The organism is Patulibacter sp. NPDC049589 (genome assembly GCF_040675535.1).
Taxonomy (GTDB): Bacteria; Actinomycetota; Thermoleophilia; order Solirubrobacterales; family Solirubrobacteraceae; genus Patulibacter.
The window spans coordinates 24,249-46,970 of the sequence record NZ_JBFAPC010000022.1 but is presented as its reverse complement, the minus strand read 5'-3'; the positions used below and the strand labels follow the sequence as shown (position 1 = coordinate 46,970).

Here is a 22,722-nt window from a genome sequence, read left to right as displayed (position 1 = left end):
CAAGGCTCCCGCGCGCGCCCGGGCGTCGACGCCCGCCAAGCCGCGGGCCGCCGCCAAGCCGCGGGCCGCCGCCAAGCCGCGGGCCGCCGCCAAGCCACGGGCGGCGACCGCGAAGGCGGCCGGCGGCACCGGGTCCGCCGCGAAGCAGAAGGCCGCCGCCTCGAAGACCGCCGCCACCCCCAAGGCCGCTGCGAAGCCCAAGGCCGCCGCGGCCCCCAAGGCCGCGACGCCGAAGGCGCCCGCGGCTTCGAGGGCCGCCGCGAAGCCCAAGGCCGCCAAGCCCAAGACCGCCGCGGCCCCGAAGGCCGCCGCCAAGCCCAAGACCGCCGCGACCCCCAAGGTCGCTCCGCAGACGAAGGCCGCGCCCGCGAAGCCGCCGGCCGACGCCTCCCCCGCGCGCCCCGCCCGCGGGACACGACGCGCCGCCGCCCCGGCCACGCCTCCCGTGCAGCCGCCGGTCCCGCCCGCGCCCAAGTCCGGCTGGGCGACCCCCTCGGGCGCGGACGCCCCCGGGTCGGGGCTGTCCGTCGGCGGGCTCGTCGGCGGCGCGGCGCGCCAGGGCGAGAAGCTGGCCGTGGACGCCGCGAAGCAGGGCGAGAAGCTCGTCCGCGGCGTGCTGAAGCGCCTCGGGCGCGGCTGAGCGCCGGGGCCCGCCCGCCACGCCGCCGGCTGCATCGAGTTCGGTACCTCAGCGGTACCGAACCCGACGACCACCGACGACCACCGCCGCCCGCCCTACCCGCGCCGCCGGTCGCATCGACTTCGGTACCTCAGCGGCACCGAACCCGACGACCACCGACGACCACCCTCCCGCGCCCACCCCACCCACGCCGCGGGTCGCGTCGGGCTCCGTACCCGAGCCTGGGGCGATCCGAAGCGGGTCGCCCCGCCTCCGGCCGCCGCGCCCCCGGCGCGCCGCGCCGTCCAGGCGGTTTGCAGGGCGGTTATGACGCCCCGGGGTCCTGTGCCATACTTCTCGACGCCGAGCGCGGGACGACCTGTTCGACCCGCGGCGGGGGACCCAATGCGAGCAGCCTGAAGAGGCCGCTCGTCGGGGCGAATCGGACCGGTTTCAGGTCCGTAGCGCACTCGTTCAGCGCGAGCCCGACAGCTCACCCCGTAGGCACGGAACGAGAACCAACTGGATGACGTGATCGCACCCATGCCCGTGCGGCGTACGGCCCTTGCCGGCCTCGTAGCGCTGCTCGCACTCCCAGCCGTGGCCTCCGCCACGGACTACCGCTCCGGCGGAGCCGCCCCTGCGGCGGCCACGACGGCCGCGCCCGCGACCCCCGCGGCGCCCGCGACGGACGGTCCGACGCCCACCCGCGCGTCCGCCGAGCTCGCCGGTGCCGGCACCTGGTCGGCGCTGCCGACGAAGGACGCCTCCCGCCCGGTCAAGGTCAGCGGCTCCTTCACGACGAACCTCGCGGACCGCCGCGTGAACGTCGAGCGCAAGACCCCGACCGGCCGCTGGGTCCGCGCGGCCACGGCCCGCGTGCGCTCGACCGGCCGCTTCGCCACCACCTGGAAGACGCGCTCGACGAGCGTGCACGAGCTCCGGGTCGTCCTCGCCCCGGACGCGGACGCGGACGCCGCGGTCGCCGGCGGGTCCACCGAGGCCGCCGCCGCGAGCACCCGCGCGACCACCGACGCCCCGACGGTGAGGATCGCGATCCTCGGCCGCGCGAAGGCCACCTGGTACGGCCCCGGCTTCTACGGCCAGAAGACCGCCTGCGGCGTCACGCTGCAGGCCGACACGGTCGGCATCGCGCACCGGACGCTCCCGTGCGGCACGCAGGTCGAGATCCGTCGCGGCGGCAAGTCGATCGTCGTCCCCGTCATCGACCGCGGACCGTTCGCCAACGGCGCGACCTTCGACCTCACGAAGACCGCCGCCGACGAGATCGGCGTCGACGGGGTGAACGCCGTCTCCTTCGTGCAGCGCGACGACCTCCCCCGCATCGCCACGCCCTCCAGCGCCCCCGCCGGGCGCTGAGGGTCCGCCACGGCGGGCGACGGGCCCACCGGACGGCGGATCGCCGTCGCCCCCCGGCGCCTGCCGCGACCCCTGCCGGCCGGGCGGGATCCCTCGAGACGGACCGCGTGATCACACGACGAGTCCATAAGCTGCCCGGATCGCCGTGCCGGAAGCGTCGTCCGTCCCGAGCGGGCGGCGCGTCCGGACACCCACCTCAGACGACCGAGAGCGCATGACCACCACGCCCGACCGCACCCTCGCCATGGAGCTCGTCCGCACGACGGAGGCGGCCGCCCTCGCGGCCTCCCGTCTCGCGGGACGCGGCGACAAGATCGCCGCCGACCAGGCGGCCGTCGACGGCATGCGCCACGTGCTCGAGTCCGTCGCCATGGACGGCGTCGTCGTCATCGGCGAGGGCGAGAAGGACGAGGCCCCGATGCTCTACAACGGCGAGAGCGTCGGCAACGGCGAGGGCCCGAAGGTCGACATCGCCGTCGACCCGCTCGAGGGCACGACCCTGACGGCGAAGGGCCAGCCCAACGCCCTGGCGGTCATCGCCATCGCCCCGCGCGGGTCGATGTTCGACCCGGGCCCCTGCGTGTACATGGAGAAGCTCGCCGGCGACCGCGACATCGCCGACCTGCTCGACCTGGACCGCCCGGTCGTCGAGACGATCGGCCTCATCGCCGAGCGCCGCAAGAAGAACATCTCCGAGGTCCTGACGGTCGTCCTCGACCGCCCGCGCCACCAAGAGCAGATCGAGGCGATCCGCGACGCCGGCGGCAAGGTCCGCCTGATCACCGACGGCGACGTCGCCGGGTCCCTGTTGGCCGTCATGGACGAGTCCGCCGTCGACCTGCTGTGGGGCATCGGCGGCACGCCGGAGGGCGTCATCGCCGCCGCCGCGATCAAGTGCCTGGGCGGCGCCCTCGTCGGCCGGCTCTACCCGCGCAACGCGGCGGAGCGCCAGGCCGCGATCGCCGGCGGCTACGACCTCGACCGGCAGCTGACGCAGGACATCCTCGTCAACGCCGACGAGTGCATGTTCTCCGCCACGGGCGTCACCGACGGCGAGCTGCTGCAGGGCGTCCGCCGCACCCCGAAGGGCGGAGCGACCACCGAGTCCGTCGTCATGCGCGCCGGCTCGGACACCGTCCGCCGCGTCCACGCCCGGCACCGCCGCCTGAAGCTGGCGGACATGCCCGGCTACGGCATCTCCTAGTCCGATCGGCCGGGCCTCGCGGGGCCCGGCGGCTCCCCCGGCGGGCGGCGACGTCCGCCCCCGGCGCGGGGGGGGTCAGCCCGACAGGCCCCGCGGGGTCGTCCCCGTCGGCTCGTCCTCGGACGCCGTCCTCCGGCGGCCCCGGCGCGGGATCCGCTCCGGCGACTCCTCGTCCCCGGCACTCTGGATCCCGGCGGCGAAGCGGCCGATCTTCGACGGCGCGAGGTCGGCGCGCGCCAGCGAGCGCATGAAGCCGTACGCCAGGAGCACGTGGTACCGCGACTGCGTGTGCTTGTAGACGAGGTAGGCGAGCCCGGAGTTCAGCGTCGGGTAGAAGCCCGAGACCTCGAGCTCGACGTACGCGCGGCTCAGCGGCGTGCCGTCCTTGCCCACCCCGTCGCGGCGGTGGACCTCGATCTCCAGGTAGCCGCGGCCCCGGCCCTTGCGCGAGATCAGCAGCCCGCGGTCGATCGGCCAGCGCACGACGCCGAGCGTCTCCCCGAACTCGTACTCGGGCTCCTTGAAGCCCAGGAGCGGGATGTGTCGCGACAGGAAGCAGACGTAGCGGCCGCGGTCGTCGTAGTGCACGCGCACGAGGCCGAGCGAGAAGCGCTCCATGTACAGCCAGTAGGAGCGCGCGAGGCGCTCGAGGTGGTGCGTGGACCACATGCCGTCGAGCCGCTCGGTCGGCGTCGTGATCGACGCCGTCTGGATCGAGTAGACCGCGCCGGTCTCCGCGTCGAGGCCCGTGTGGTTGACCAGCCGGCCGACGGTGATGTTCTCCCGTCGCTCCTGCGCCCGGAGCCGGGCGCGCGTGATCTTCAGGGCCACGTAGGTCGTGACCATCATCACGACCGCGACCAGGGGGACGAACGGCATCGGGGTGCAGTCAAGCAGCCGCGGGCGCCCCGGGCCACCGCCCCGGGCGCCGCGGGCGGCCGTCAGTCGCCGGCGATCGCCTCGGCGACGGCCGCGTCGAAGCCCAGCGGGGCGTCGTTGACCCCGGCCGGCGGGGGCGCCGTGACGATCATCTCGGCGCGCAGACCCTCGACCAGCGGCCGCACGAGCGGGTACTCCACCCCGCCGAACAGGCTGACCCAGAGCGACGACAGCCGCGGCGTCATGAACGGCACCGGCACCATCGGCGGACGGCGCCGCTCCAGCGCGTCGGCGGTCCGCAGCATCATCTCGCGGTAGGTCAGGACCTCGGCGCCGCCGAGCTGGACCTCGTCCGGCACGCCGTCGACGGCCGCCAGCGCCAGCAGCGCCGCGGTCACGTCGCGCGCGGCGATCGGCTGGCTGCGGGTGCCGACCCACTCGGGGCAGATCATCACCGGCAGCCGGCTGACGAGGTGCTTGAGGATCACGAACGACTGGCTGTCGGACGCGATCACCATCGCGGCGCGCGCATGGACGGGCTCGGGCACGTGGGCGGCGAGGATCTTCGCGACCTCCGCCCGGCTCTGCAGGTGGTGGGACTCCTCCGCCTTCTTCCCGCCGAGCCCGCCGAGGTAGATGATCCGGCGGACCCCGGCGCGCTCGGCGGCCTCGCCGAACTTCCACGCGCCGCGCCGGTCGAGGTCCGCGAAGTCCCCCTTGTTGCCCCGACCCATCGCGTGGATCAGGTAGTAGGCGACGTCGACGCCCTCCAGCGCGGCGTCGAGGCCCTCCCCCGCGAAGACGTCGCCGCGGACGACGTCGACCGCGTCCGGGAGGCTGGCGCGCGCCGGGTCGCGGACCAGCGCCCGGACCGCCGGACCCGTCCCGTCGCCGGCCACGAGGCCGGGCACCAGTCGCCCCCCGATCGCCCCGGTCGCGCCGGTCAGGAGGATCCGCTCGGGAGCCGCGCTCTGCACCATCACCGCAGGGTACGTGCGCGTCCGTCCAATGGTTGTCGGTGCGGAACTTCACCTGCGGACAGCGAGAGCCCGGCGGCGATGTGCGAACCTCGCCGGGATGGATCGCACGGCCCGGACCGCGGGAGTCGACGTCGGAGGGACCAAGGTCGCCGTCGGCCTGCTCGACGGCACCACGCTCACCCCCCAGGGGCTCGAACCGACGCAGGTCGACGAGCCCGAGGCGCTGCTCGCGCAGATCGTCCGGATGGTCCGTGATCTCGGGCCCGTGGACGGCGTCGGGATCGGCGTCCCGTCGGTCGTGCGCATCGCCGACGGCCGGGTCGTCTCCAGCGCGAACATCGACGCGTTCCGCGACGTCGCGCTGCGCGACGAGCTCGCGCAGCGCCTCGGCGTCCCCGTCAGCGTCGACAACGACGCGAACCTCGCCGCGCTGTCGGAGGCGTGGGACGAGGACCTGCGCCTGCTGTTCCGCTCGCTCGTCTGCGTGACGGTCGGGACCGGCATCGGCGGCGGCGCCGTCATCGAGGGCCGCCCCTTGCACGGGTCCCGCACCTCGGCGTTCGAGCTCGGACACCTGACCGTCGGCGCCGACCTCACCGACGGCGCGCCGCCCGCCGGCGACGCGCCGCTCCCGGGCTCGCTCGAGCACTGGGCCAGCGGCCGTGCCCTGGACCGCCTCGCGCGGGACCGCGGCTTCGCCGACGGCCCGGCGCTGACCGACGCCGCCGAGACCGGCGACGCGACCGCGATCGACGGCCTGCGGGTGCTCGGCGAGCGCCTCGGCGTCGGCATCGCCGCGGTGATCACGCTGCTGGAGCCCGAGGTCGTCGTCGTCGGCGGCGGCGTCTCCCGCGCCGGCGAGCTGCTCGTGGCCCCCGCCCGCGCCGCCGCCCGCCGCCTCCTCCTTCCCGGTCTCGGCAGCGAGACCGAGATCCGCGTCGCCCAGCACGGCCCCCAGGCCGGACTGCGCGGCGCCGCCCTGTTGGCCCGACTCGAGGAGCTCCCGTCCCGATGAGCGACCCCACGCCCCCCGCCCTCCGCTGGCACCTGACCGACGAGCAGCGGCTCGCCGTCGACGCGGAGGTGGCGCGCGCCGCCGAGGAACGCGTCCCCGAACGGCTGTGGGACCGCGACGACACGCTGTGGGGGCCCGCCGGCCAGGCGGAGGTCTCGGACCGGCTCGGCTGGCTCGACGCGCCGGCCCGCGGGCTCGAAGAGCAGACCACGCTCGAGGACCTGGCCGCCGCCGTCGCGAGCGAGGGCTTCACCGACGTCGTGCTCGTCGGCATGGGCGGGTCGTCGCTGGCCCCGGAGGTCGTCTGGCACTGGAGCGGCCCGCAGAACGGCCGCCTGCGCCTGCGCATGCTCGACTCGACGGACCCCGACGCGGTCGCCACGGTCGACGCGGCCACGGAGCCGGAGCGCACGCTCGTGCTCGTCTCCACGAAGTCCGGCGGCACGCTCGAGACGGTCTCGCTCTTCCGCCACTTCTGGTCGCGCAACCCGGACGGCAAGGCGTTCGTCGCCGTCACCGACCCGGGCTCCGGGCTCGAGGCGATGGCCAAGGCCCACGGGTTCCGCGCGATCTTCCACGGGGACCCCGAGATCGGCGGCCGCTACAGCGCGCTCTCGCCGTTCGGGACCGTCCCCGCCGCGCTGACCGGCGCCGACCTCGGAGCCCTGCTGCACGGCGCCGTCGGCGCGCTGGAGGCGTCGAGGGCCCCGGTCGAGCAGAACGCCGCCGTCCGGCTCGGCGCCGCGATCGCCGCGCTCGCGAAGACCGGCCGCGACAAGCTCGCGCTGCGGGTGCAGGACCCGCGCCTCGGCTCGTTCGGCCTGTGGCTGGAGCAGCTCGTCGCCGAGTCCACGGGCAAGCACGGCCACGGCGTCCTGCCGGTCGTCGACGATCCCGCCGCCGACCACGGCCGGCTCCCGACGGTCTCCTCCGACCGCCAGCTGCTCGTGCTGCGGGGGACGGAGGACGACGCGGAGCTGACCGCGGCGATCGAGGAGTCGACCGCCGCCGGCGTGCCGGTGCTCGAGCTGATCGTCGCGGGCGACGGCGCGCTGGGCGCCGCCTTCGCCGCCGCCGAGGTCGCCACCGCGGTCGTCGGCTGGGGCCTCGGTATCAACCCGTTCGACCAGCCCGACGTGCAGGCCGCCAAGGACGCCACGAAGGTCGTCCTGGCCGAGGTCGCCGACGGCACGCCGATCCCGGGCGCCGACGAGGTCGACCCGGCCGCCGTCCTCGCGTTCGTGGACGGCCTCGCCGCCCCCGAGTACCTGGCGATCCTGGCCTACCTGCCGCCGAGCGCCGACGCCGCCGCCGAGGTCGGGCGCCTGCGCACCGCGCTGGCGGGCCGCACCGACGCCGCGATCACGACGGGCTTCGGGCCGCGCTACCTGCACTCGACCGGGCAGCTGCACAAGGGCGGGCCGGCCGTGGGCCGCTACCTGATCCTCGAGCACGACCCGCGGGCCGAGCGGACCATCCCCGCCCCGGACTCGGAAGACGAGCCGTCCAATCCGACCACCTCGTTCCGCACGCTCTTCCACGCCCAGTCGCAGGGAGACCTGCGCACGCTGGGCGCCCACGACCGACCCGTCCTGCGGGTCAGCCTGGGCAGCGACTGGCTCGAGAGCCTGGCCGCACTGACCACCGCCATCCAGGGGGACTCCTGATGCAGATCGCGTTCATCGGACTCGGCAAGATGGGCGGCAACATGGTCCGCCGGCTGCGCCGCGACGACCACGACGTCGTCGCGTACGACCGCGACGCCGACCTCGCCGCCGCGCTGGCCGAGGAGACCGGCGCCCGCGCCGTCGGCTCGCTCGAGGACCTGGTCGGCGCCCTGGAGGCCCCGCGCCACGTCTGGGTGATGGTCCCCCACGGCGACCCGACGATCTCGACCGTCCAGGCCCTCGGCGGCCTGCTGTCGTCGGGCGACGTGATCATCGACGGCGGCAACAGCCGCTGGAGCGACGACGCCGCCCGCGCCGACGAGCTGTCGGGCAAGGGCATCCACTACCTCGACGTCGGCACCTCCGGCGGCGTCTGGGGCCTCGACGTCGGCTACTGCATGATGGTCGGCGGCCCGTCCCAGGCCGTGGAGACCCTGTCCCCCGTGCTCGACTCGCTGGCGCCCGAGACGAACGAGAAGTCGCGTCACGTCATCGGCGACCGCGGCTGGGAGCACGTCGGCGGCTCCGGCTCGGGCCACTACGTGAAGATGGTCCACAACGGCATCGAGTACGGGATGATGCAGGCGTTCGCCGAGGGCTTCGCGCTCCTGCACAAGAACAACCCGGAGCTCGACCTCGCCCGCGTGGCGCACCTCTGGGAGCAGGGCTCCGTCGTCCGCTCGTGGCTCAACGAGCTGTCCGCCCGGGCGTTCGAGCAGGAGGGCACCGGCCTCGACGCGCTGCAGCCGTGGGTCGACGACTCCGGCGAGGGCCGCTGGACGATCGAGGCCGCGCTCGACGAGAGCGTGCCGCTGCCCGTGATCACGGCGTCCCTGTTCGCGCGCTTCGCGTCGCGGACCGAGGACGACTACGGGTCCAAGGTGCTCGCCGCGTTGCGCAACCAGTTCGGCGGACACGCCGTCAAGCGGAACGACTGACCGCCCGCGCGCCGGTCGCCCGTCTCCATGAGCACCGAGATCACGCAGGACGCCAACCCCCTCGGCGAGGGGCTCGACCAGCTGCCCCCGCCGTCGTCGGTCCTCGTGATCTTCGGCGGCACGGGCAACCTGTCGAAGCTCAAGCTGCTGCCGGCGCTCTACAACCTCGCCCACGACGGGGCGCTGCCGGAGCGCTTCGGGCTCGTCGGCGTCGCGATGGACGACCTCGACGACGAGGGCTACCGCGCCCTCGTCGAGGAGGCGATCCGGGAGCACTCCCGGCGCCCCTGCGACGAGCTCGTCATGGAGACCTTCCTGAGCACGGTCTCGTTCGTCTCCGGCGGCTTCGAGGAGGACGCCGCCTACTCCGAGCTGGCCCCGCGGCTGAAGGCGCTGGACGACCGCGCCGGACAGGCGCTCAACCGCGTCTTCTACCTCTCGACCGCCCCGCGCTTCTTCGGCCCGATCATCGAGCAGCTCGGTGCCCACGGTCTGTCCGATCGCGCCGAGTCCGACGTGCGGGTGATCATCGAGAAGCCGTTCGGGACCACCAAGGCCGAGGCCCTCGCCCTCAACGCCCGGGTCCTGGGCGTCCTGCGCGAGGATCAGGTCTACCGGATCGACCACTACCTGGGGAAGGAGACGGTCCAGAACCTCCTGGCGCTGCGCTTCGCCAACGGGCTGTTCGAGCCGCTCTGGAACCGCAACCACATCCAGTCGGTGCAGATCACGGCCGGGGAGTCCGTCGGGGTCGGGGGTCGCGCCGGCTACTACGACACCTCCGGCGCGCTGCGCGACCTCGTCCAGAACCACCTGCTGCAACTCCTGTGCAACCTGGCGATGGAGCCGCCGACGACGTTCACGGCCGACGACATCCGCACGGAGAAGGTGAAGGTCCTCCGGGCGATCACGCCGATCGACCCGGACCGCATCGAGGAGGTCGCGGTCCGCGGGCGCTACGGCCCGGGCTCCATCGGCGGCGAGGACGTCCACGGCTACCTCGAGGAGCCGGACGTCCCAGAGTCCTCGACGACCGAGACGTTCGTGGCGCTCCGCCTGGAGGTCGACACGTGGCGCTGGGCCGGCGTGCCGTTCTACATCCGCACCGGCAAGCGGATCTCGCGCAAGCTGACCGAGATCGCGGTGACGCTGCGGCCCGTGCCGCACAACGCGTTCGACGGCACGACCGTCGAGCCCAACCAGATCGTCTTCTCGATCCAGCCCGACGAGCACGTGTCGATCAAGCTCGCCGCGAAGGTCCCGGGATCGGGCATGAACCTGCGCCCGGTGACGATGGACTTCTCGTACGGCACGGCGTTCCTCTCGGCGTCCCCGGAGGCCTACGAGCGGCTGGTCACCGACGCGATGCGCGGGGACGCGACGCTGTTCACCCGCGCGGACGAGGTCGAGGCGCAGTGGACGGTCATGGACCCGATCCTCACCGCCTGGGGCCGGTCGTCCGGGGCCCCCGACGAGTACCCGGCCGGCACCGCCGGCCCGAAGACCGCCCGCCGGATCCTCCTGCCCGGCGACCGCTGGCGGGCGATCTGACCATGGCCCCCGAGCGCACGGACACCGCCCGTCCCGGGGTGTCGAACCCGGACGGCCTGGCCGTCGAGCACACGGTCTGGCAGCAGGACGACGTCGACCCCGGCGCCGTCGAGGAGGCGATGCTCGCGCTCGAGCGCGAGCGCTTCCACCGCGCCGGCGGCAAGCTGCCGGCCCGCGCGCTGAACCTCGTCGTGGTCGTCGACGCCGACTACACCGGCGAGATCGTCCGGCGGCTCGACGCCGTCGGCCGCAACGCGCCGTCGCGGACCGTCCTCGTCCGGGTGCACGGCCGGCGGAAGGGCCTGTCGGCGCGCGTCACGATCGCGACCGTCCACGAGGGGACGCCGGACGAGGCATCGACCGAGCTCGTCACGCTCGACGTCGCCGAACGGCACCTCACGCGGCTGGACTCGATCGTCGACCCGATGGTCATGACCGACGTCCCGACCCTCCTCTGGGCGCCCCACGGCCACGTCGTGGCGCTCGAGTCGCTGGGGGCCCTGGGGCAGACCGTTCTGCTGGACTCGGGCGACGCGGCGGAGTTCACGGCGGGGCTCGACGGCGCGCAGCGGCTGATCGACGACCACGGCCTGTCGATCGTCGATCTGTCGTGGTTGCGGGCAACCCCGTGGCGACTGCGCCTGGCGGCCCACTACGAGCCGGCGCAGCGCCGCGCGGAGCTGCGGTCGATCGCCGACGTGCAGGTCCGTCACCAGCCGGGGTCGGAGACCGCCGCGTGGCTGTTCCTCGGCTGGCTCGGCGACCGCCTGGGCTGGACCGCCGAGCTCGGCCGGACGCGCGACGCGTCGGGTGCCGAGGTGGCGCTGCGGCTGAGCCCCGCCGACGTCGGCGTGCAGGGCCTCGCCGGCGCGACGATCACCTCGCGCGACGGCGCCGTCTTCTCCCTGGACCGCAACCGCGGTGGCCTGCGGGCCAGCCGCACGGACGTCTACTCGTCCGTCGGCGAACACACCAGCACCGAACGTCATTGGACCGTCCTCGGCGCCTCCCGCGGGGAGGCGGGCGTGCTCGGTCGCGCGCTCCGCCGCACCCTCGTGCCCGACGACGGCTACATCGGCGCCCTCGCCACAGCCCGGAGGCTGCTTTCGTGCACCTGAGTCCCGTCGATCGACCGAACCCCAACTCGGCGTACCCCCCGATCGCCGACTACGCGTTCGTCTCGGACTGCGAGAGCAACGCGCTGATCGCGCCATCGGGCAGCGTGGAGTGGATGTGCCTGCCGCGGCACGACAGCCCCTCGGTGTTCGGCGCGATCCTCGACCGCGACGCCGGGCAGTTCCGGGTCGCGCCGGTCGGCCAGGCCGTCCCCGCGGGCCGGCGGTACCTGCCGGGCACGATGATCCTGGAGACCACCTGGGGCACCCGCACCGGCTGGGTCGTCGTCCGCGACGCGCTGCTCGTCGGCCCCTGGCACCACGAGGCCGAGCGCTCCGAGAGCCACCGCCGCTCCCCCACCGACGACGACGCCGACCACGTGCTGCTGCGGACGATCCGCTGCGTCAACGGCTACGTCGAGATGTACATGGAGTGCGAGCCCGTCTTCGACTACGGCCAGCGCCACGGCCGCTGGGAGTACGGGTCGGAGGGCTACGGGATCGGCAAGATCAAGGACCCCGAGGGCACCACCGAGCTGACGCTGACGACCGACCTGCGCCTCGGCTTCGAGGCCCAGCGCGCCCGCGCCCGCACGACCGTCCGCGCCGGCGACACGCACTTCATCGCGCTGTCGTGGTCCCACCACGGCGGGCCGCAGACGTACGAGGACGCCCACGCGCGGCTGAACTACACGGCCGACTTCTGGCACGAGTGGCTGAGCCACGGCGAGTTCCCCGACCACCCGTGGCGGACGCACCTGCAGCGCTCGGCGATCACGCTGAAGGGCCTGACCTTCGCGCCGACCGGCGCCATGCTCGCCGCGGCGACGACGTCCCTGCCGGAGACCCCACAGGGCGAGCGCAACTGGGACTACCGGTACTCCTGGATCCGCGACTCCACGTTCATGCTCTGGGGCCTCTACACCCTGGGCTTCGACGAGGAGGCCAACGACTTCTTCTACTTCATCCAGGACGTCGCGAAGGGCGACACGCCCCTGCAGGTGATGTACGGGATCCGGGGCGAGCGGCAGCTCGACGAGTTCGAGCTCGACCACCTGGAGGGCTACGACGGCGCCCGCCCGGTGCGCATCGGCAACGGCGCGTACCACCAGAACCAGCACGACGTCTGGGGGGCGATGCTCGACTCGATCTACCTCCACACGCGCTCCCGCGACCAGCTGCCGGAGTCGATCTGGCCGATCCTGAAGAAGCAGGTCGCCGAAGCCATCGCGCACTGGCGCGAGCCGGACGCCGGCATCTGGGAGGTCCGCGGCGAGCTCCAGCACTTCACCTCGTCGAAGGTCATGTGCTGGGTCGCGCTCGACCGCGGCGCCCGCCTGGCGGAGCTGCGGGGCGAGCACGAGATCGCCGTCGGCTGGCAGGCGATCGCCGACGAGATCCACGCCGACATCTGCACGAACGGCGTCGACGAGCGCGGCGTGTTCCGCCAGCACTACGACACCGACGCGCTCGACGCGTCGCTCCTGATGATGCCGCTGGTGCGGTTCCTGCCGCCCGACGACCCGCGCATCCGCGCGACGGTCCTGGCGATCGCCGACGAGCTGACCGAGGACGGCCTCGTCCTGCGCTACAAGGTCGAGGAGACCGACGACGGCCTGTCGGGCGAGGAGGGCACGTTCACGATCTGCTCCTTCTGGCTCGTCTCCGCGCTGGTCGAGATCGGCGAGGTCGAGCGCGGCCGCGCCCTCTGCGAGCGGCTCCTGAGCTTCGCCTCGGACCTGCAGCTCTACGCCGAGGAGCTCGACCCGAAGACCGGCCGGCACCTCGGCAACTTCCCCCAGGCGTTCACCCACCTGGCCCTGATCAACGCGGTCATGCACGTGATCCGCGCGTCGGAGGCCACCGGGCCGTTCGGCCCGACACCCCCGGAGGCACGCTGATGCCCGACCCGATCGTCCGTCCCACCGACCTCACCGCCACGGGCGGCTTCCGGGTCGTCCCGGTCGCCGACGCCGAGGCCGCCAAGGACGTCGCCGCCCGCGCGCTGGCCGAGGCGATCGCCGCCGTCCGGGCCGGCGGCGCCGCGCGCGTGCGCCTGGCGCTGTCGGGCGGCGGGACGCCGGTCGGGGCCTACGAGCGCCTCGCGTCGCTCGTGGAGGACTGGCCCGCGGTCGACGTCTTCCTCGCCGACGAGCGCTGCGTGCCGTACGGCGACGACGACTCCAACGCGCGGCTCGTCGACGACGCGATCGGCCGCGACCGCGGCTACGTCCTGCACCGCCTGCCGGAGTCCGGGACCGCCGCGGACCGCGCCCGCGCGTACGCGCACGACCTCGGCGCGGAGCCCCTCGACGTCGTCCTGCTCGGGCTCGGCGAGGACGGCCACACCGCATCGCTGTTCCCCCGCCACCCGGCGCTCGAGGCCGACGGCGTGACGGTCGCCGTCGTCGACTCCCCCAAGCCGCCGCCGGAGCGCGTCTCGCTGACCCTGCCGGCGCTGCGGGCCGCCCCACACCTGATCCTGCTCGTGACCGGCGAGGGCAAGTCCGAGGCGCTCTCGCGGACGCTCACGACGCAGGGCGTCGAGGCGCCCGCGAGCCTGCTGCCCGCGGAGACCCTGCTCGTGATCGCCGACGAGGCCGCGCTGACCCAGGCGCGGGCCGACGGCGCCTTCGAGGCGTGATGGCGGGCGGGTCCGGAGCCCCGGGCGCCGAGCGTCCCGCGCCGGGCCCGGCGGGCACGCCCGGCGCCGAGGCCGGGTCCTCCGAGGCCGTCTCGGTCCGCCTCTGGCTCGTCCGCCACGGCGAGACCGAGTGGGCGCGCGACGGCCGCCACACCGGCCGCACGGACATCCCGCTGACGGACAAGGGGCGCGAGCAGGCCGCGTCGCTGCGCGGCCGCCTGGAGGCCGAGCGCTTCGCGGCGATCCGCTGCTCGCCGCTGTACCGCGCCCGCGAGACGCTGGAGCTCGCGCTGCCGGGCGCGGTGCCGGAGCTCGACGACGACCTGCAGGAGCGCGACTACGGCGCCGCGGAGGGCCGCACGACCGCCGAGCTGCGCGAGGGGCAGCCCGGCTGGACGTCGTGGACCACCGCGACCCCGGGGGCCGAGTCGATCGACGACGTCGGCGTCCGCGCGGACCGGGCGATCGCGCGCGCCGTCGCCGCCGGCCGGCACGCCGTCGACGACGCCGACCCGCGCGCGCCGCACGACACCCCCGGCGCGGCGGTCCTCGTCGTCGCCCACGGGCACCTGCTGCGGATCCTGGCTGCGCGCTGGCTCGAGCAGCCGGCCGGGTTCGGGGCGCAGCTGGTCCTCGGGACCGCCACGGTGTCGGTGCTCGGAGCGGAGCGCGGACGGCCCGCGCTCGTCCGCTGGAACGCCTGAGCGAGGAGGGTCCGCCGGGCGCCGGCGCGCCCGTCCCGGCGTCCGCCCTCCGCACGTGGAGCGCCCGTCATGGGTCCCACGGGCGGTCCGCCGTGGCACCTCGACGCCGTCCGCCGTGGGTCCCCGGGCGGGTCGGTCGCGGGCGCCGCGGGGCGTACGCCGTGACGGTCGGCGGCTCCTGGCCGCGCGGCCAGCCGCCGCTAGTGTGGGTCGCATGGCTGATATCAAGGGCAAGAGCGCCCTCATCACCGGCGGCGCTTCCGGACTGGGCGAGGCGACCACCCGCCGGCTGCACGCCGAGGGCGCGTTCGTGACGATCGCCGACATCCAGGAGGAACGGGCCACGGAGCTGGTCGCCGAGCTCGGCGAGCGCGCGCGGTTCGTCACGACCGACGTCACCGACGAGGCCCAGGTCCAGGCCGCGGTCGACGCCGCCGTCGAGGCCGCCCCGCTGTGGGCCACGGTCTCGTGCGCCGGCATCGGCCACCCGCAGCAGACCTACCACCACAGGAAGGGACCGCTCCCGATCGCCTCGTTCGAGCGCGTCGTGCGGATCAACCTCTTCGGCACCTTCAACGCCGTCCGCCTCTCCGCCGCGGCGATGGCCGACAACGAGCCCGACGAGAACGGCGAGCGCGGCGTCCTCGTCAACACGGCGTCGGTCGCCGCGTTCGACGGCCAGATCGGGCAGGTCTCCTACTCGGCGTCGAAGGGCGCGATCGTCGGCATGACCCTGCCCGTCGCCCGCGACCTCGCGCGCTACGGCATCCGCTGCATGACGATCGCGCCGGGACTCTTCGACACGCCGCTGCTGGCGGAGCTGCCCCAGGACGTCCGCGACGCGCTCGGCGCCCAGGTGCCGTTCCCGCCCCGCCTCGGCAAGCCCGCCGAGTACGCCGACACCGCGGCGTTCATCATCAGCCAGCCGCTGCTCAACGGCGAGACGATCCGCCTCGACGGCGCGATCCGGATGGCGCCGAAGTAGGAGCGCTCGTCAGCCGAACGCGCGCTCGAGCGCCGTCACGACGCGCTCCCCCGCCTGCCCGTCCCCGAAGACGTCCGGGCGGACGGGCGGCAACGGCACGTCGATCGCGTCGACGGCGGCGCGGGCGTTGAGGTCGACCAGCGCGTTCCAGCCGGCGGTCACCGTCTCGCCCCACTCCGTCGTGTCGCGCAGCGTGACGCAGCGGACGCCCGCGAGGTACGCCTCCTTCTGCACGCCGCCGGAGTCCGTCAGGACCGCGTCGGCGCCGACGAGGAGCGTCGCGAAGTCCAGCGGGCCGACCGGGTCGACGAGCCGCACGCCGGGCGCGCTGCGCAGGCGCTCGTCGAGGCCGTGCTCCCGCAGCCGGGCGGCGGTGCGCGGGTGCAGCGGCAGGACCAGCGGGCGCTCCGCGGTCGCCGCGGCGGTCAGCACGTCGACGAGCGCCGCCAGCCGCGCGGGGTCGTCGACGTTGCCTGCCCGGTGGGCGGTGGCGAGCAGGTAGCCGCCGGGCGTCAGGTCGCGCTCCGCGAGCCACGCGTCGGCGCGTTCGCGGGCGCGCGGGTGGACCAACAGCGTCACATCCGTCATCACGTCGCCGACGTCGACGGTGAGGTCCGCGAGGCCCTCGCGCTCGAGGTTGCGCGTCGCGGTCGGGGTCGGGACGAGCAGCAGCTGCGCGAGATGGTCGGTGACGACGCGGTTGCGCTCCTCCGGCATCCGGCGGTCGAACGAGCGCATCCCCGCCTCGACGTGCGCGATCGGGATGCCGAGGTCCGCGGCGACCAGGGCGCCGGCGAGGGTCGTGTTCGTGTCGCCGTAGACCAGCACCGCGTCGACCGGCCCGGCGTCGCGCGCGGCGACGATCAGCGCCTCGAGCTCGGCGATCATGCGCGAGGTCTGCTGCAGGTTCGTTCCGCCGCCGAGCCGCAGCTCGTGGTCGGGCGCCGGCAGGTCGAGCTCGCGGAAGAAGACGGCCGACAGCGCGTCGTCGTGGTGCTGCCCGGTGTGGATCAGCACCTCCTCGTGCCGCTCGCGCAGCCGCCGCGAGACGGCCGCGGCCTTCACGAACTGGGGCCGGTTGCCCACGACGGTGACGATCCGCATCGCGCCGGATCCTCGCACCTCTGTCAGAAGAAGACCTCGGCCAGCTCCAGCAGCCGCAGGTCGATGCCCTTGACGCCCACGACGGTCTCCAGGGGGATCGGCTCGATCTCGGCGCCGCGCAGCGCGACCATGGTGCCGAAGGTGCCGGCGAGGACCGTCTCGGCGGCCGCGACGCCGTAGCGGGTGGCGAGCACGCGGTCGGTCGCGGTCGGCGTGCCGCCGCGCTGGATGTGGCCGAGCACGACGACGCGGGTCTCGTAGCCCGTCGCCGACTCGAGCTCGGCGGCGAGGGCGTTGCCGATGCCGCCGAGGCGCTCGTAGCCGTACTCGTCGGTCTCGGCGTTGGCGACGACCTTGTGGCTGCGGCCGTCCTCGAACGCCAGCCGCGCGCCCTCGGAGACCACGATGATCGAGAAGTCCTTGCCGCGGTCGTGGCGCTGGCGGATCGTCGCGGCGATCTTCTCGACCGGGACGTCGACCTCGGGCACGAGCACGCCGTCGGCGCCGCCCGCGATGGCGGCCGTCACGGCGATCCAGCCGGCGTTGCGGCCCATCACCTCGACGACCATCACGCGGTCGTGCGACTGCGCGGTGGAGTGCAGACGGTCGATCGCCTCGGTGGCGACGTGGACGGCGGTGTCGAAGCCGAAGGTGCGGTCGGTGCCGACGATGTCGTTGTCGATCGTCTTGGGCACGCCGACCACGGGCAGGTCGAGCTCGTCGTGCAGCTGCCGGGTGATCTCCATCGTGTGCTCGCCGCCGATCGCGATCACCGCGTCGACGTCGCCGCGAGCCATCGCGTCGCGGACCAGCTGCGGGCCGTCGTCGTGACGGAACGGGTCGTAGCTCGACGTCGAGAGGATCGTGCCGCCCAGCGGCAGCAGGCCCGAGAGCGCGTCGTGGTCGAGCTCCCGGTGGTCCTGGTAGGCGAGCCCGCGGTACCCGCGCAGCAGCCCCACCGGCTGGTGGCCCTCCCGCAGCAGCTTGCGCCCCGCGGCGCGGATGACGGCGTTGAGGCCGGGACAGTCGCCGCCGGCGGTGAGGATCCCGATGCGCATGGACCGACCCTACGGGCGCGACCGGAGCCCCCGACAGTCCTGACGTCCGACGCACCCGCCGTCCGGGGCGCCGCGGCGGACGGGTGGTCCAGCGGCCGGGGCCGTTGCGGGGCTCCCCGTCCCCGACCGTTCCCGCCGTCATCGGCGACGACCGTCCCTGGCCGGCGTCCCGCCCGGCGATCGCCCCTAGACCGGCGTGCCCTGGTTGATCGGGGCGTCGTCGGCGCCGACCCGGACCCAGTCGTCGATCTTGCCGTCCTTCACGTGCAGCGAGACGGCGACCGGGTTGCCGGCGCCGTCGCACGGGGGCTGGCCGGCCTTGTTGACGAGCTTCAGCGTGAGGACGACGTAGCCGCCGCGGGCCCCGCCGACCGCCGTCGGCACGGCGCCGCACGGGAGGCTCTCCGCCGCCTCGGTGCGGGCCGCCCGGTCAGGCAGCAGCGCGACGGCGACGTTGGCGAACCGCGAGCCGTTCGCCATCAACGCCCCCGCCTGCGCGTCCTTGCCCTGCCGCACGAGCGAGAACCACCGCTCGGCGATCCGCCGGGTCGTCGCGTCGGCGTCGCGATCCGCGGTCTGCGGGACGCGCTTGAGCGGCACGACGTTCGGGAAGACGCGGCGCTCGACGTCCGGCGGCACCGCGCTCGGCGGGTCGGCACCGGTGGGCGGCGTGGCGTCCGTCGTCCCGCCGGGCGGCACCTGCTCGGTCGTCGTGCCCGTCCCCGGCGTGGCCTCCGTCGTCGTGGCGCCGCGCGGGGCGGTGGTGGTCGCCGGAGACGCCGTCGTGCCCGTCACCGCGGCCGAGGGCCCGGCGTCGTCGTCCCCGCCGCAACCGATCAGGCCGGCGCCGGCGGCGATCGCGGCGACGCACGCGGCGGCGCGGAGGGACGTGCTCAGGGGTCCGGCCATCTCCTCGAACCTACGCCCCCGTGCGGCGAACGGATGCGGCACGGCGTCGGCGTCGCAGGGCGGCGCACCGTCCCGGCCGGGACGCGGGCGCCGTCTCTCCCGTCGGCGCGACCGGCGTCGACCCGGCCTCAGCGCTCGGCGACGGGCGTCGACTCCGCCGTCGGCGAGGTGCGCGCCGATCGTCAACACGCGGCCCGGGCGGCGGTGACGGTCGGCAGGCGCATGTCCGCTCCTCCGCTCCGCACCGGGACACGCCATCATCCCGGGGACCGATGCCGCAGACCGAGCCCGCAGAGCCCGGCGCCCCCGAGGGCGCCCCCGCCGCCCCCGGGCCGCTGGTGCAGCAGATGACCCGGCTCACGCGCGCCCTGCGCCGGGTCCGCGGGCACGGCAACCAGCACCTCGGTCTGCTCTCGATGCCGCAGTACCACCTCGTCGAGCCGCTGCTCGATGCGCCCGAGCCGCTGGCCGTGGGCACGCTCGCGGAGATCGCGGGGATGGCGGCGCCGACGGCGACGACGATGGTCCGCAAGCTGGAGTCGCAGGGACTCGTCGAGCGGTCGCGCGACGCGGCCGACGGGCGGGTCGTCCTGCTCGCGCTGACCGACGAGGGCCGCGCGGCGACCGCGGAGCGCCGGGTCAAGGTCCGCGCCTGGCGGCAGGGGGTCGCCGACAGCGTCGCGCCCGAGGACCGCGAGGCCGGGGCGCGGGCGCTGGCGGCCCTCGCCGACGCCGTGGAGGCGTCCGCGGACGCGCTGGCCGCGCTCGGGCGGCCGCCGGCCGACGGCTCCTAGATGATGGATTCCACGATCTCGCGGCGTGGTGCACGTCCCGGACGGCACCTGACGCCACCCGGCACCTCCGTCAGACTTCCAGTCTGGCTCTCGGCATCGTGCGACCCAGGACACCGCCCGGAGCGCACCCCACATCCACGACCGCGGTCGAATCAACCATCGAGCTACAGCCCGAGGTCGCGCACGCCGAGCTCGTCGAAGCCCACGTGGTGGGCGAGCTCGTGGCGGACGGTGATCGTGACCTGCTCGCGCAGCAGGTCCGGGTCGTGCCCGAAGTCGCGGCGCAGGGTGTCGCGGAAGATCATGATCCGGTCGGAGTGGTCGTCCCGGGTGGCGCCGTCGCCCATGTAGAGCCCGTAGGCCCCGTGGCGCCGGCCGTCGTCGGAGATGACGACCGCGACGTTGCCCTGGAGCACGCCGATCAGGAGGTCGGGGAGGTCGTCCAGCGCGTCGCGCACGAGCTCCGCGAAGTCGGTGTCGTCGTACGGGTCCTTGGCGAGGAACTCCCCCTCGTCGGGCTCCACCGCGAGGCCCTGGGCGGCGAGGTACTCGGAGCGCGCGACGACCTTCTCGAACTCCTCGTCGCTGGCGGGCTCCCGGTAGTCGGCCAGCCGGCCCGTGATCAGGGCCAGCGCCCCGACGATCACGCCGACGACCGTCCCGATCACGCCGATCTGCTGCACCAGGCGGACGCCCTCGGTGCTCGTCCACCTGCCCATCAGCAGGTACGCGACCGTCGATGCCACACAGACGCCCGCCACGGCGACGACGAGGGGCAACCGAGCGTTCATACGCCCAGCGTACGCCACGCGTACCGTCGGCAGGGAGGGACACGGGATCCGTCGCCCCGCGGCTGCGTCGCGCCCGGCCGACGGCCCGCGAGCGGCCCGTCCGACACGCCCGCGGGCACCCCGGCGGACGCGCCCGGCCCCACCGCTCAGCCGACCATCGAGCGGGCGATCACCACCCGCTGGATCTCGTTGGCGCCCTCGTAGATCTGGGTGATCTTCGCGTCGCGCATGAAGCGCTCCATCGGGTAGTCCTTGACGTACCCGTAGCCGCCCAGGATCTGGAGCATGTCGACCGTGACGTCCATCGCGGTGTCCGACGCGAAGAGCTTCGCCATCGACGACCACTTGCCGAAGCCGTCGCCGCGGACCGAGCGGTCCGCCATCGCGCAGGCCTTGTAGAGCAGCTCGCGCGCCGCGGCGGTCTTCGTCTCCGCGTCCGCGAGCTTCCACTGCAGGCCCTGGAACGTCGAGATCGGCTTGCCGAACGCGATGCGGCCCTGCGCGTACTCCGTGGCGTAGTCGATCGCGCCCTGGGCGATGCCCACGGCCTGGGCCGCGGCGCCCAGGCGCGTGCGCTCGAGCGTGCCGAGGGCGACGGACATGCCGCGGCCGACCTCACCGACGACGTTCTCGTGCGGGACGCGGACGTCGTCGAAGACCGGGGAGCCCGTCGGCGAGCCCTTGATGCCCATCTTGTGCTCGAGCGGCCCGTACGAGAAGCCCTCGCGCTCCTTCTCCACCACGAACGCCGTGACGCGGCCGGACTCGAGATCGGTCTTCGCGAAGACGACGTAGAAGTCCGCGATCGACGTGTTGGTGATCCAGTTCTTGCCGCCGTTGATGACCCACTCGTCGCCGTCGCGGACGGCGTGGGTCTTCATCGAGCCCGGGTCGGACCCGGCCTCGGGCTCCGACAGCGCGAACGCCGGCGACCACTCACCGGTCGCGATCTTCGGCAGGAAGCGCTGCTTCAGCTCGTCGGACCCGAACAGCCGGATCGGCAGCGAGCCGAGCTCCTGGATCATCAGGATCAGCGCACAGGAGGCGTCGACCTTGGCGATCTCCTCGACGGCGATCTGCAGCATGAGCGTGCCCATGTGCGTCCCGCCGTACTCCTCCGGGACGGCGAGCCCGAGGATGTCCTGCTCGCCCAGCAGCTTGCGAATGTCCCACGGGTACTCGCCGGTCGCGTCGATCTCGGACGATCGCGGCTTGATCTGCTCCTGGGCGATCTGGCGGACGAGGTCGCGGAACTCCACGAACTCCTCCGGGATGGCGTACAGCGAGGACCCGAGATCGGACATGACCCCGATCCTACGACGCCGCCGGGATCCGTCCCGTGTGGCGGCGGACCACGGCGTACACCCGGCCGTGGGCCCCAGACCTGCGCCGCGCCGGTCGCCCGTGACCGGTGGCGCGCTGCTCAGGCGAGGCAGGCGGCGCAGACGCCGCTGACCACGACCGTGGCCGACTCGACCGCGTGGCCGGCACCCTCGGCGGCCCGGCGGGCCGCGGCGCGGCCGGCGCTGGTGTCGAGGTCGTACAGTTGCCCACAGCGCACGCACGTGAAGTGGTCGTGCGGGGACGGGTCGGTGTCGTAGCGGGCGGCGCCGGGCGCGGCGACGCGTCGGACGACGCCGAGCTCCGCGAAGAGCTCCAGCGCCGAGTAGACCGTCGGCAGCGCGAGCCCGGGGAGCTCCGTCGCCGCCTCGCGCAGCAGCGCCTCGGCCGTCAGGTGCCGCGGGCTCGCGGCGATCAGGCGGTGCAGGGCGAGCCGCTGCGGAGTGACGCGCAGCCCGGCACCGCGGAGGCGGGCGACGAGCACCGCGTCCACGTCGGCGGGGGTGGCGATCGACTCCATACCAGCATTCTACGGGTCCTGCTTCCGCGCGGGCCGCCCGACTCGCGCAAGCGGCCCCGGGTCCGTTCCCGCCGCCCGATACCGTGCGCTGATGTCCTCCCGCGTCTTCGACCATCCCGGCCTCGAGGTCGACGGCGACCAGCTCGCGACGGCGCTGCAGCGCGGCACCGTGGTGCTCGTCGACGTCCGTGAGACCTACGAGTGGGACGCCGGCCGCATCGACGGCGCCGTCCACCTGCCGCTCGGCGAGCTCGGCGCCCGGGCCGGCGAGCTGGACCGGGACGCCACGATCGTCGTCAACTGCCGGGTCGGCGGCCGCTCGGGGATCGCCGCCCAGGCGCTGCGCGACGCGGGCTTCGACGCCTGGTCGCTGCGCGGCGGCCTCCTGGACTGGGACCGCGAGGGCCGCCCGCTCGTCCCCGAGGGCGGCACGGTCGCCGACCACTGAGCGGTCGCCCGGCGCCGCGCCGGGCGAGCGCCCGGTGCTCCTCGCCAGGGGAGGAACGCCGCGTCGCCGACCGAGA

At 74.5% G+C, this 22,722-nt stretch carries 21 protein-coding genes, 1 pseudogene and 1 riboswitch; of the genes and pseudogenes, 14 read left to right on the top strand and 8 right to left on the bottom strand.

Going from position 1 to position 22,722, the window contains the following annotated elements:
* From AB0L40_RS06395 to glpX, 3 genes and pseudogenes are all read left to right on the top strand, one after another.
* Nucleotides 1-640: pseudogene (locus AB0L40_RS06395) on the top strand (hypothetical protein); the annotation flags it as partial.
* 330 nt (nt 641-970) lie between these two features.
* Nucleotides 971-1,140: riboswitch (cyclic di-AMP (ydaO/yuaA leader) on the top strand.
* A 79-nt stretch (nt 1,141-1,219) separates the two neighbouring features.
* On the top strand, nt 1,220-1,999 hold the full coding sequence (locus AB0L40_RS06390; protein WP_364350908.1) for a septal ring lytic transglycosylase RlpA family protein: 780 nt from the start codon (nt 1,220-1,222) through the stop codon (nt 1,997-1,999).
* 214 nt (nt 2,000-2,213) lie between these two features.
* Nucleotides 2,214-3,203: a class II fructose-bisphosphatase gene (glpX, locus tag AB0L40_RS06385; RefSeq protein ID WP_364350905.1), complete on the top strand. Its 990-nt coding sequence runs from the start codon at nt 2,214-2,216 to the stop codon at nt 3,201-3,203.
* Between the two features lie 75 nt (nt 3,204-3,278).
* Here the strand turns inward: glpX and AB0L40_RS06380 are convergent, their stop codons facing one another.
* Both AB0L40_RS06380 and AB0L40_RS06375 read right to left on the bottom strand, forming a co-directional pair.
* Nucleotides 3,279-4,082: a hypothetical protein gene (locus tag AB0L40_RS06380; RefSeq protein ID WP_364350902.1), complete on the bottom strand. Its 804-nt coding sequence runs from the start codon at nt 4,080-4,082 to the stop codon at nt 3,279-3,281.
* Nucleotides 4,083-4,144: 62 nt separating this feature from the next.
* Nucleotides 4,145-5,062: an NAD(P)H-binding protein gene (locus AB0L40_RS06375; RefSeq protein WP_364350899.1), complete on the bottom strand. Its 918-nt coding sequence runs from the start codon at nt 5,060-5,062 to the stop codon at nt 4,145-4,147.
* A gap of 97 nt (nt 5,063-5,159) precedes the next feature.
* Between AB0L40_RS06375 and AB0L40_RS06370 the strand changes: the two genes are divergently transcribed.
* The 9 genes from AB0L40_RS06370 (at nt 5,160) to AB0L40_RS06330 (ending at nt 15,681) form a co-directional block, all read left to right on the top strand.
* Entirely contained in the window at nt 5,160-6,077 is a 918-nt protein-coding gene (locus AB0L40_RS06370; RefSeq protein ID WP_364350896.1) for an ROK family protein, read from the top strand.
* On the top strand, nt 6,074-7,744 hold the full coding sequence (locus tag AB0L40_RS06365) for a glucose-6-phosphate isomerase (RefSeq protein ID WP_364350893.1): 1,671 nt from the start codon (nt 6,074-6,076) through the stop codon (nt 7,742-7,744). Before AB0L40_RS06370 ends, AB0L40_RS06365 begins: the two co-directional genes overlap by 4 nt.
* Complete coding sequence (gene gnd, locus AB0L40_RS06360; RefSeq protein ID WP_364350890.1) at nt 7,744-8,682, top strand: phosphogluconate dehydrogenase (NAD(+)-dependent, decarboxylating); 939 nt, start codon at nt 7,744-7,746, stop codon at nt 8,680-8,682. The genes AB0L40_RS06365 and gnd overlap by 1 nt, the downstream gene beginning before the upstream one ends.
* A gap of 27 nt (nt 8,683-8,709) precedes the next feature.
* Nucleotides 8,710-10,233, top strand: coding sequence for a glucose-6-phosphate dehydrogenase (gene zwf / locus AB0L40_RS06355; protein ID WP_364350887.1), 1,524 nt, complete (start codon nt 8,710-8,712; stop codon nt 10,231-10,233).
* A gap of 2 nt (nt 10,234-10,235) precedes the next feature.
* The gene (locus AB0L40_RS06350) at nt 10,236-11,351 is read left to right on the top strand and encodes a glucose-6-phosphate dehydrogenase assembly protein OpcA (protein ID WP_364350884.1); all 1,116 of its coding nucleotides are present in this window, start codon (nt 10,236-10,238) and stop codon (nt 11,349-11,351) included.
* The gene (locus AB0L40_RS06345; RefSeq protein ID WP_364350881.1) at nt 11,342-13,249 is read left to right on the top strand and encodes a glycoside hydrolase family 15 protein; all 1,908 of its coding nucleotides are present in this window, start codon (nt 11,342-11,344) and stop codon (nt 13,247-13,249) included. The genes AB0L40_RS06350 and AB0L40_RS06345 overlap by 10 nt, the downstream gene beginning before the upstream one ends.
* Nucleotides 13,249-13,992: a 6-phosphogluconolactonase gene (gene pgl, locus AB0L40_RS06340; RefSeq protein ID WP_364350878.1), complete on the top strand. Its 744-nt coding sequence runs from the start codon at nt 13,249-13,251 to the stop codon at nt 13,990-13,992. The genes AB0L40_RS06345 and pgl overlap by 1 nt, the downstream gene beginning before the upstream one ends.
* Nucleotides 13,992-14,696, top strand: coding sequence for a histidine phosphatase family protein (locus AB0L40_RS06335; RefSeq protein ID WP_364350875.1), 705 nt, complete (start codon nt 13,992-13,994; stop codon nt 14,694-14,696). Before pgl ends, AB0L40_RS06335 begins: the two co-directional genes overlap by 1 nt.
* Nucleotides 14,697-14,910: 214 nt before the next feature.
* On the top strand, nt 14,911-15,681 hold the full coding sequence (locus AB0L40_RS06330) for an SDR family NAD(P)-dependent oxidoreductase (protein ID WP_364350872.1): 771 nt from the start codon (nt 14,911-14,913) through the stop codon (nt 15,679-15,681).
* A 9-nt stretch (nt 15,682-15,690) separates the two neighbouring features.
* Here the strand turns inward: AB0L40_RS06330 and wecB are convergent, their stop codons facing one another.
* The 3 genes from wecB to AB0L40_RS06315 all read right to left on the bottom strand — a co-directional run bounded on the left by wecB (nt 15,691) and on the right by AB0L40_RS06315 (nt 18,752).
* Nucleotides 15,691-16,785 carry a UDP-N-acetylglucosamine 2-epimerase (non-hydrolyzing) gene (wecB, locus tag AB0L40_RS06325; protein WP_364350869.1) on the bottom strand — a complete coding sequence of 365 codons (1,095 nt, stop codon included), beginning with the start codon at nt 16,783-16,785 and terminating at the stop codon, nt 15,691-15,693.
* Between the two features lie 23 nt (nt 16,786-16,808).
* Complete coding sequence (locus tag AB0L40_RS06320; RefSeq protein ID WP_364350866.1) at nt 16,809-17,843, bottom strand: ATP-dependent 6-phosphofructokinase; 1,035 nt, start codon at nt 17,841-17,843, stop codon at nt 16,809-16,811.
* 186 nt (nt 17,844-18,029) lie between these two features.
* Complete coding sequence (locus AB0L40_RS06315) at nt 18,030-18,752, bottom strand: hypothetical protein (RefSeq protein ID WP_364350863.1); 723 nt, start codon at nt 18,750-18,752, stop codon at nt 18,030-18,032.
* Between the two features lie 272 nt (nt 18,753-19,024).
* On the opposite strand from AB0L40_RS06315, the gene AB0L40_RS06310 reads away from it, so the two are divergent.
* On the top strand, nt 19,025-19,546 hold the full coding sequence (locus AB0L40_RS06310) for a MarR family transcriptional regulator (protein WP_364350860.1): 522 nt from the start codon (nt 19,025-19,027) through the stop codon (nt 19,544-19,546).
* A gap of 164 nt (nt 19,547-19,710) precedes the next feature.
* Here the strand turns inward: AB0L40_RS06310 and AB0L40_RS06305 are convergent, their stop codons facing one another.
* The 3 genes from AB0L40_RS06305 to AB0L40_RS06295 all read right to left on the bottom strand — a co-directional run bounded on the left by AB0L40_RS06305 (nt 19,711) and on the right by AB0L40_RS06295 (nt 22,198).
* Nucleotides 19,711-20,337, bottom strand: a complete 627-nt coding sequence (locus AB0L40_RS06305) for a metallopeptidase family protein (protein ID WP_364350857.1) — start codon at nt 20,335-20,337, stop codon at nt 19,711-19,713.
* Nucleotides 20,338-20,483: 146 nt separating this feature from the next.
* Nucleotides 20,484-21,641, bottom strand: a complete 1,158-nt coding sequence (locus AB0L40_RS06300; protein ID WP_364350854.1) for an acyl-CoA dehydrogenase family protein — start codon at nt 21,639-21,641, stop codon at nt 20,484-20,486.
* Nucleotides 21,642-21,760: 119 nt separating this feature from the next.
* Entirely contained in the window at nt 21,761-22,198 is a 438-nt protein-coding gene (locus AB0L40_RS06295) for a Fur family transcriptional regulator (protein WP_364350851.1), read from the bottom strand.
* Nucleotides 22,199-22,289: 91 nt separating this feature from the next.
* Between AB0L40_RS06295 and AB0L40_RS06290 the strand changes: the two genes are divergently transcribed.
* Nucleotides 22,290-22,646, top strand: coding sequence for a rhodanese-like domain-containing protein (locus AB0L40_RS06290; protein WP_364350848.1), 357 nt, complete (start codon nt 22,290-22,292; stop codon nt 22,644-22,646).
* The last annotated feature ends 76 nt before the right edge of the window (nt 22,647-22,722 follow it).

Coding starts and splice junctions, on each gene's coding strand:
- glpX (WP_364350905.1), top strand. CDS start 2,214: ATGACCACCACGCCCGACCGCACCCTCGCCATGGAGCTCGTCCGCACG.
- AB0L40_RS06380 (WP_364350902.1), bottom strand. CDS start 4,082: ATGCCGTTCGTCCCCCTGGTCGCGGTCGTGATGATGGTCACGACCTAC.
- AB0L40_RS06375 (WP_364350899.1), bottom strand. CDS start 5,062: ATGGTGCAGAGCGCGGCTCCCGAGCGGATCCTCCTGACCGGCGCGACC.
- AB0L40_RS06370 (WP_364350896.1), top strand. CDS start 5,160: ATGGATCGCACGGCCCGGACCGCGGGAGTCGACGTCGGAGGGACCAAG.
- AB0L40_RS06365 (WP_364350893.1), top strand. CDS start 6,074: ATGAGCGACCCCACGCCCCCCGCCCTCCGCTGGCACCTGACCGACGAG.
- gnd (WP_364350890.1), top strand. CDS start 7,744: ATGCAGATCGCGTTCATCGGACTCGGCAAGATGGGCGGCAACATGGTC.
- zwf (WP_364350887.1), top strand. CDS start 8,710: ATGAGCACCGAGATCACGCAGGACGCCAACCCCCTCGGCGAGGGGCTC.
- AB0L40_RS06350 (WP_364350884.1), top strand. CDS start 10,236: ATGGCCCCCGAGCGCACGGACACCGCCCGTCCCGGGGTGTCGAACCCG.
- pgl (WP_364350878.1), top strand. CDS start 13,249: ATGCCCGACCCGATCGTCCGTCCCACCGACCTCACCGCCACGGGCGGC.
- AB0L40_RS06335 (WP_364350875.1), top strand. CDS start 13,992: ATGGCGGGCGGGTCCGGAGCCCCGGGCGCCGAGCGTCCCGCGCCGGGC.
- AB0L40_RS06330 (WP_364350872.1), top strand. CDS start 14,911: ATGGCTGATATCAAGGGCAAGAGCGCCCTCATCACCGGCGGCGCTTCC.
- wecB (WP_364350869.1), bottom strand. CDS start 16,785: ATGCGGATCGTCACCGTCGTGGGCAACCGGCCCCAGTTCGTGAAGGCC.
- AB0L40_RS06320 (WP_364350866.1), bottom strand. CDS start 17,843: ATGCGCATCGGGATCCTCACCGCCGGCGGCGACTGTCCCGGCCTCAAC.
- AB0L40_RS06315 (WP_364350863.1), bottom strand. CDS start 18,752: ATGGCCGGACCCCTGAGCACGTCCCTCCGCGCCGCCGCGTGCGTCGCC.
- AB0L40_RS06310 (WP_364350860.1), top strand. CDS start 19,025: ATGCCGCAGACCGAGCCCGCAGAGCCCGGCGCCCCCGAGGGCGCCCCC.
- AB0L40_RS06305 (WP_364350857.1), bottom strand. CDS start 20,337: ATGAACGCTCGGTTGCCCCTCGTCGTCGCCGTGGCGGGCGTCTGTGTG.
- AB0L40_RS06300 (WP_364350854.1), bottom strand. CDS start 21,641: ATGTCCGATCTCGGGTCCTCGCTGTACGCCATCCCGGAGGAGTTCGTG.
- AB0L40_RS06295 (WP_364350851.1), bottom strand. CDS start 22,198: ATGGAGTCGATCGCCACCCCCGCCGACGTGGACGCGGTGCTCGTCGCC.
- AB0L40_RS06290 (WP_364350848.1), top strand. CDS start 22,290: ATGTCCTCCCGCGTCTTCGACCATCCCGGCCTCGAGGTCGACGGCGAC.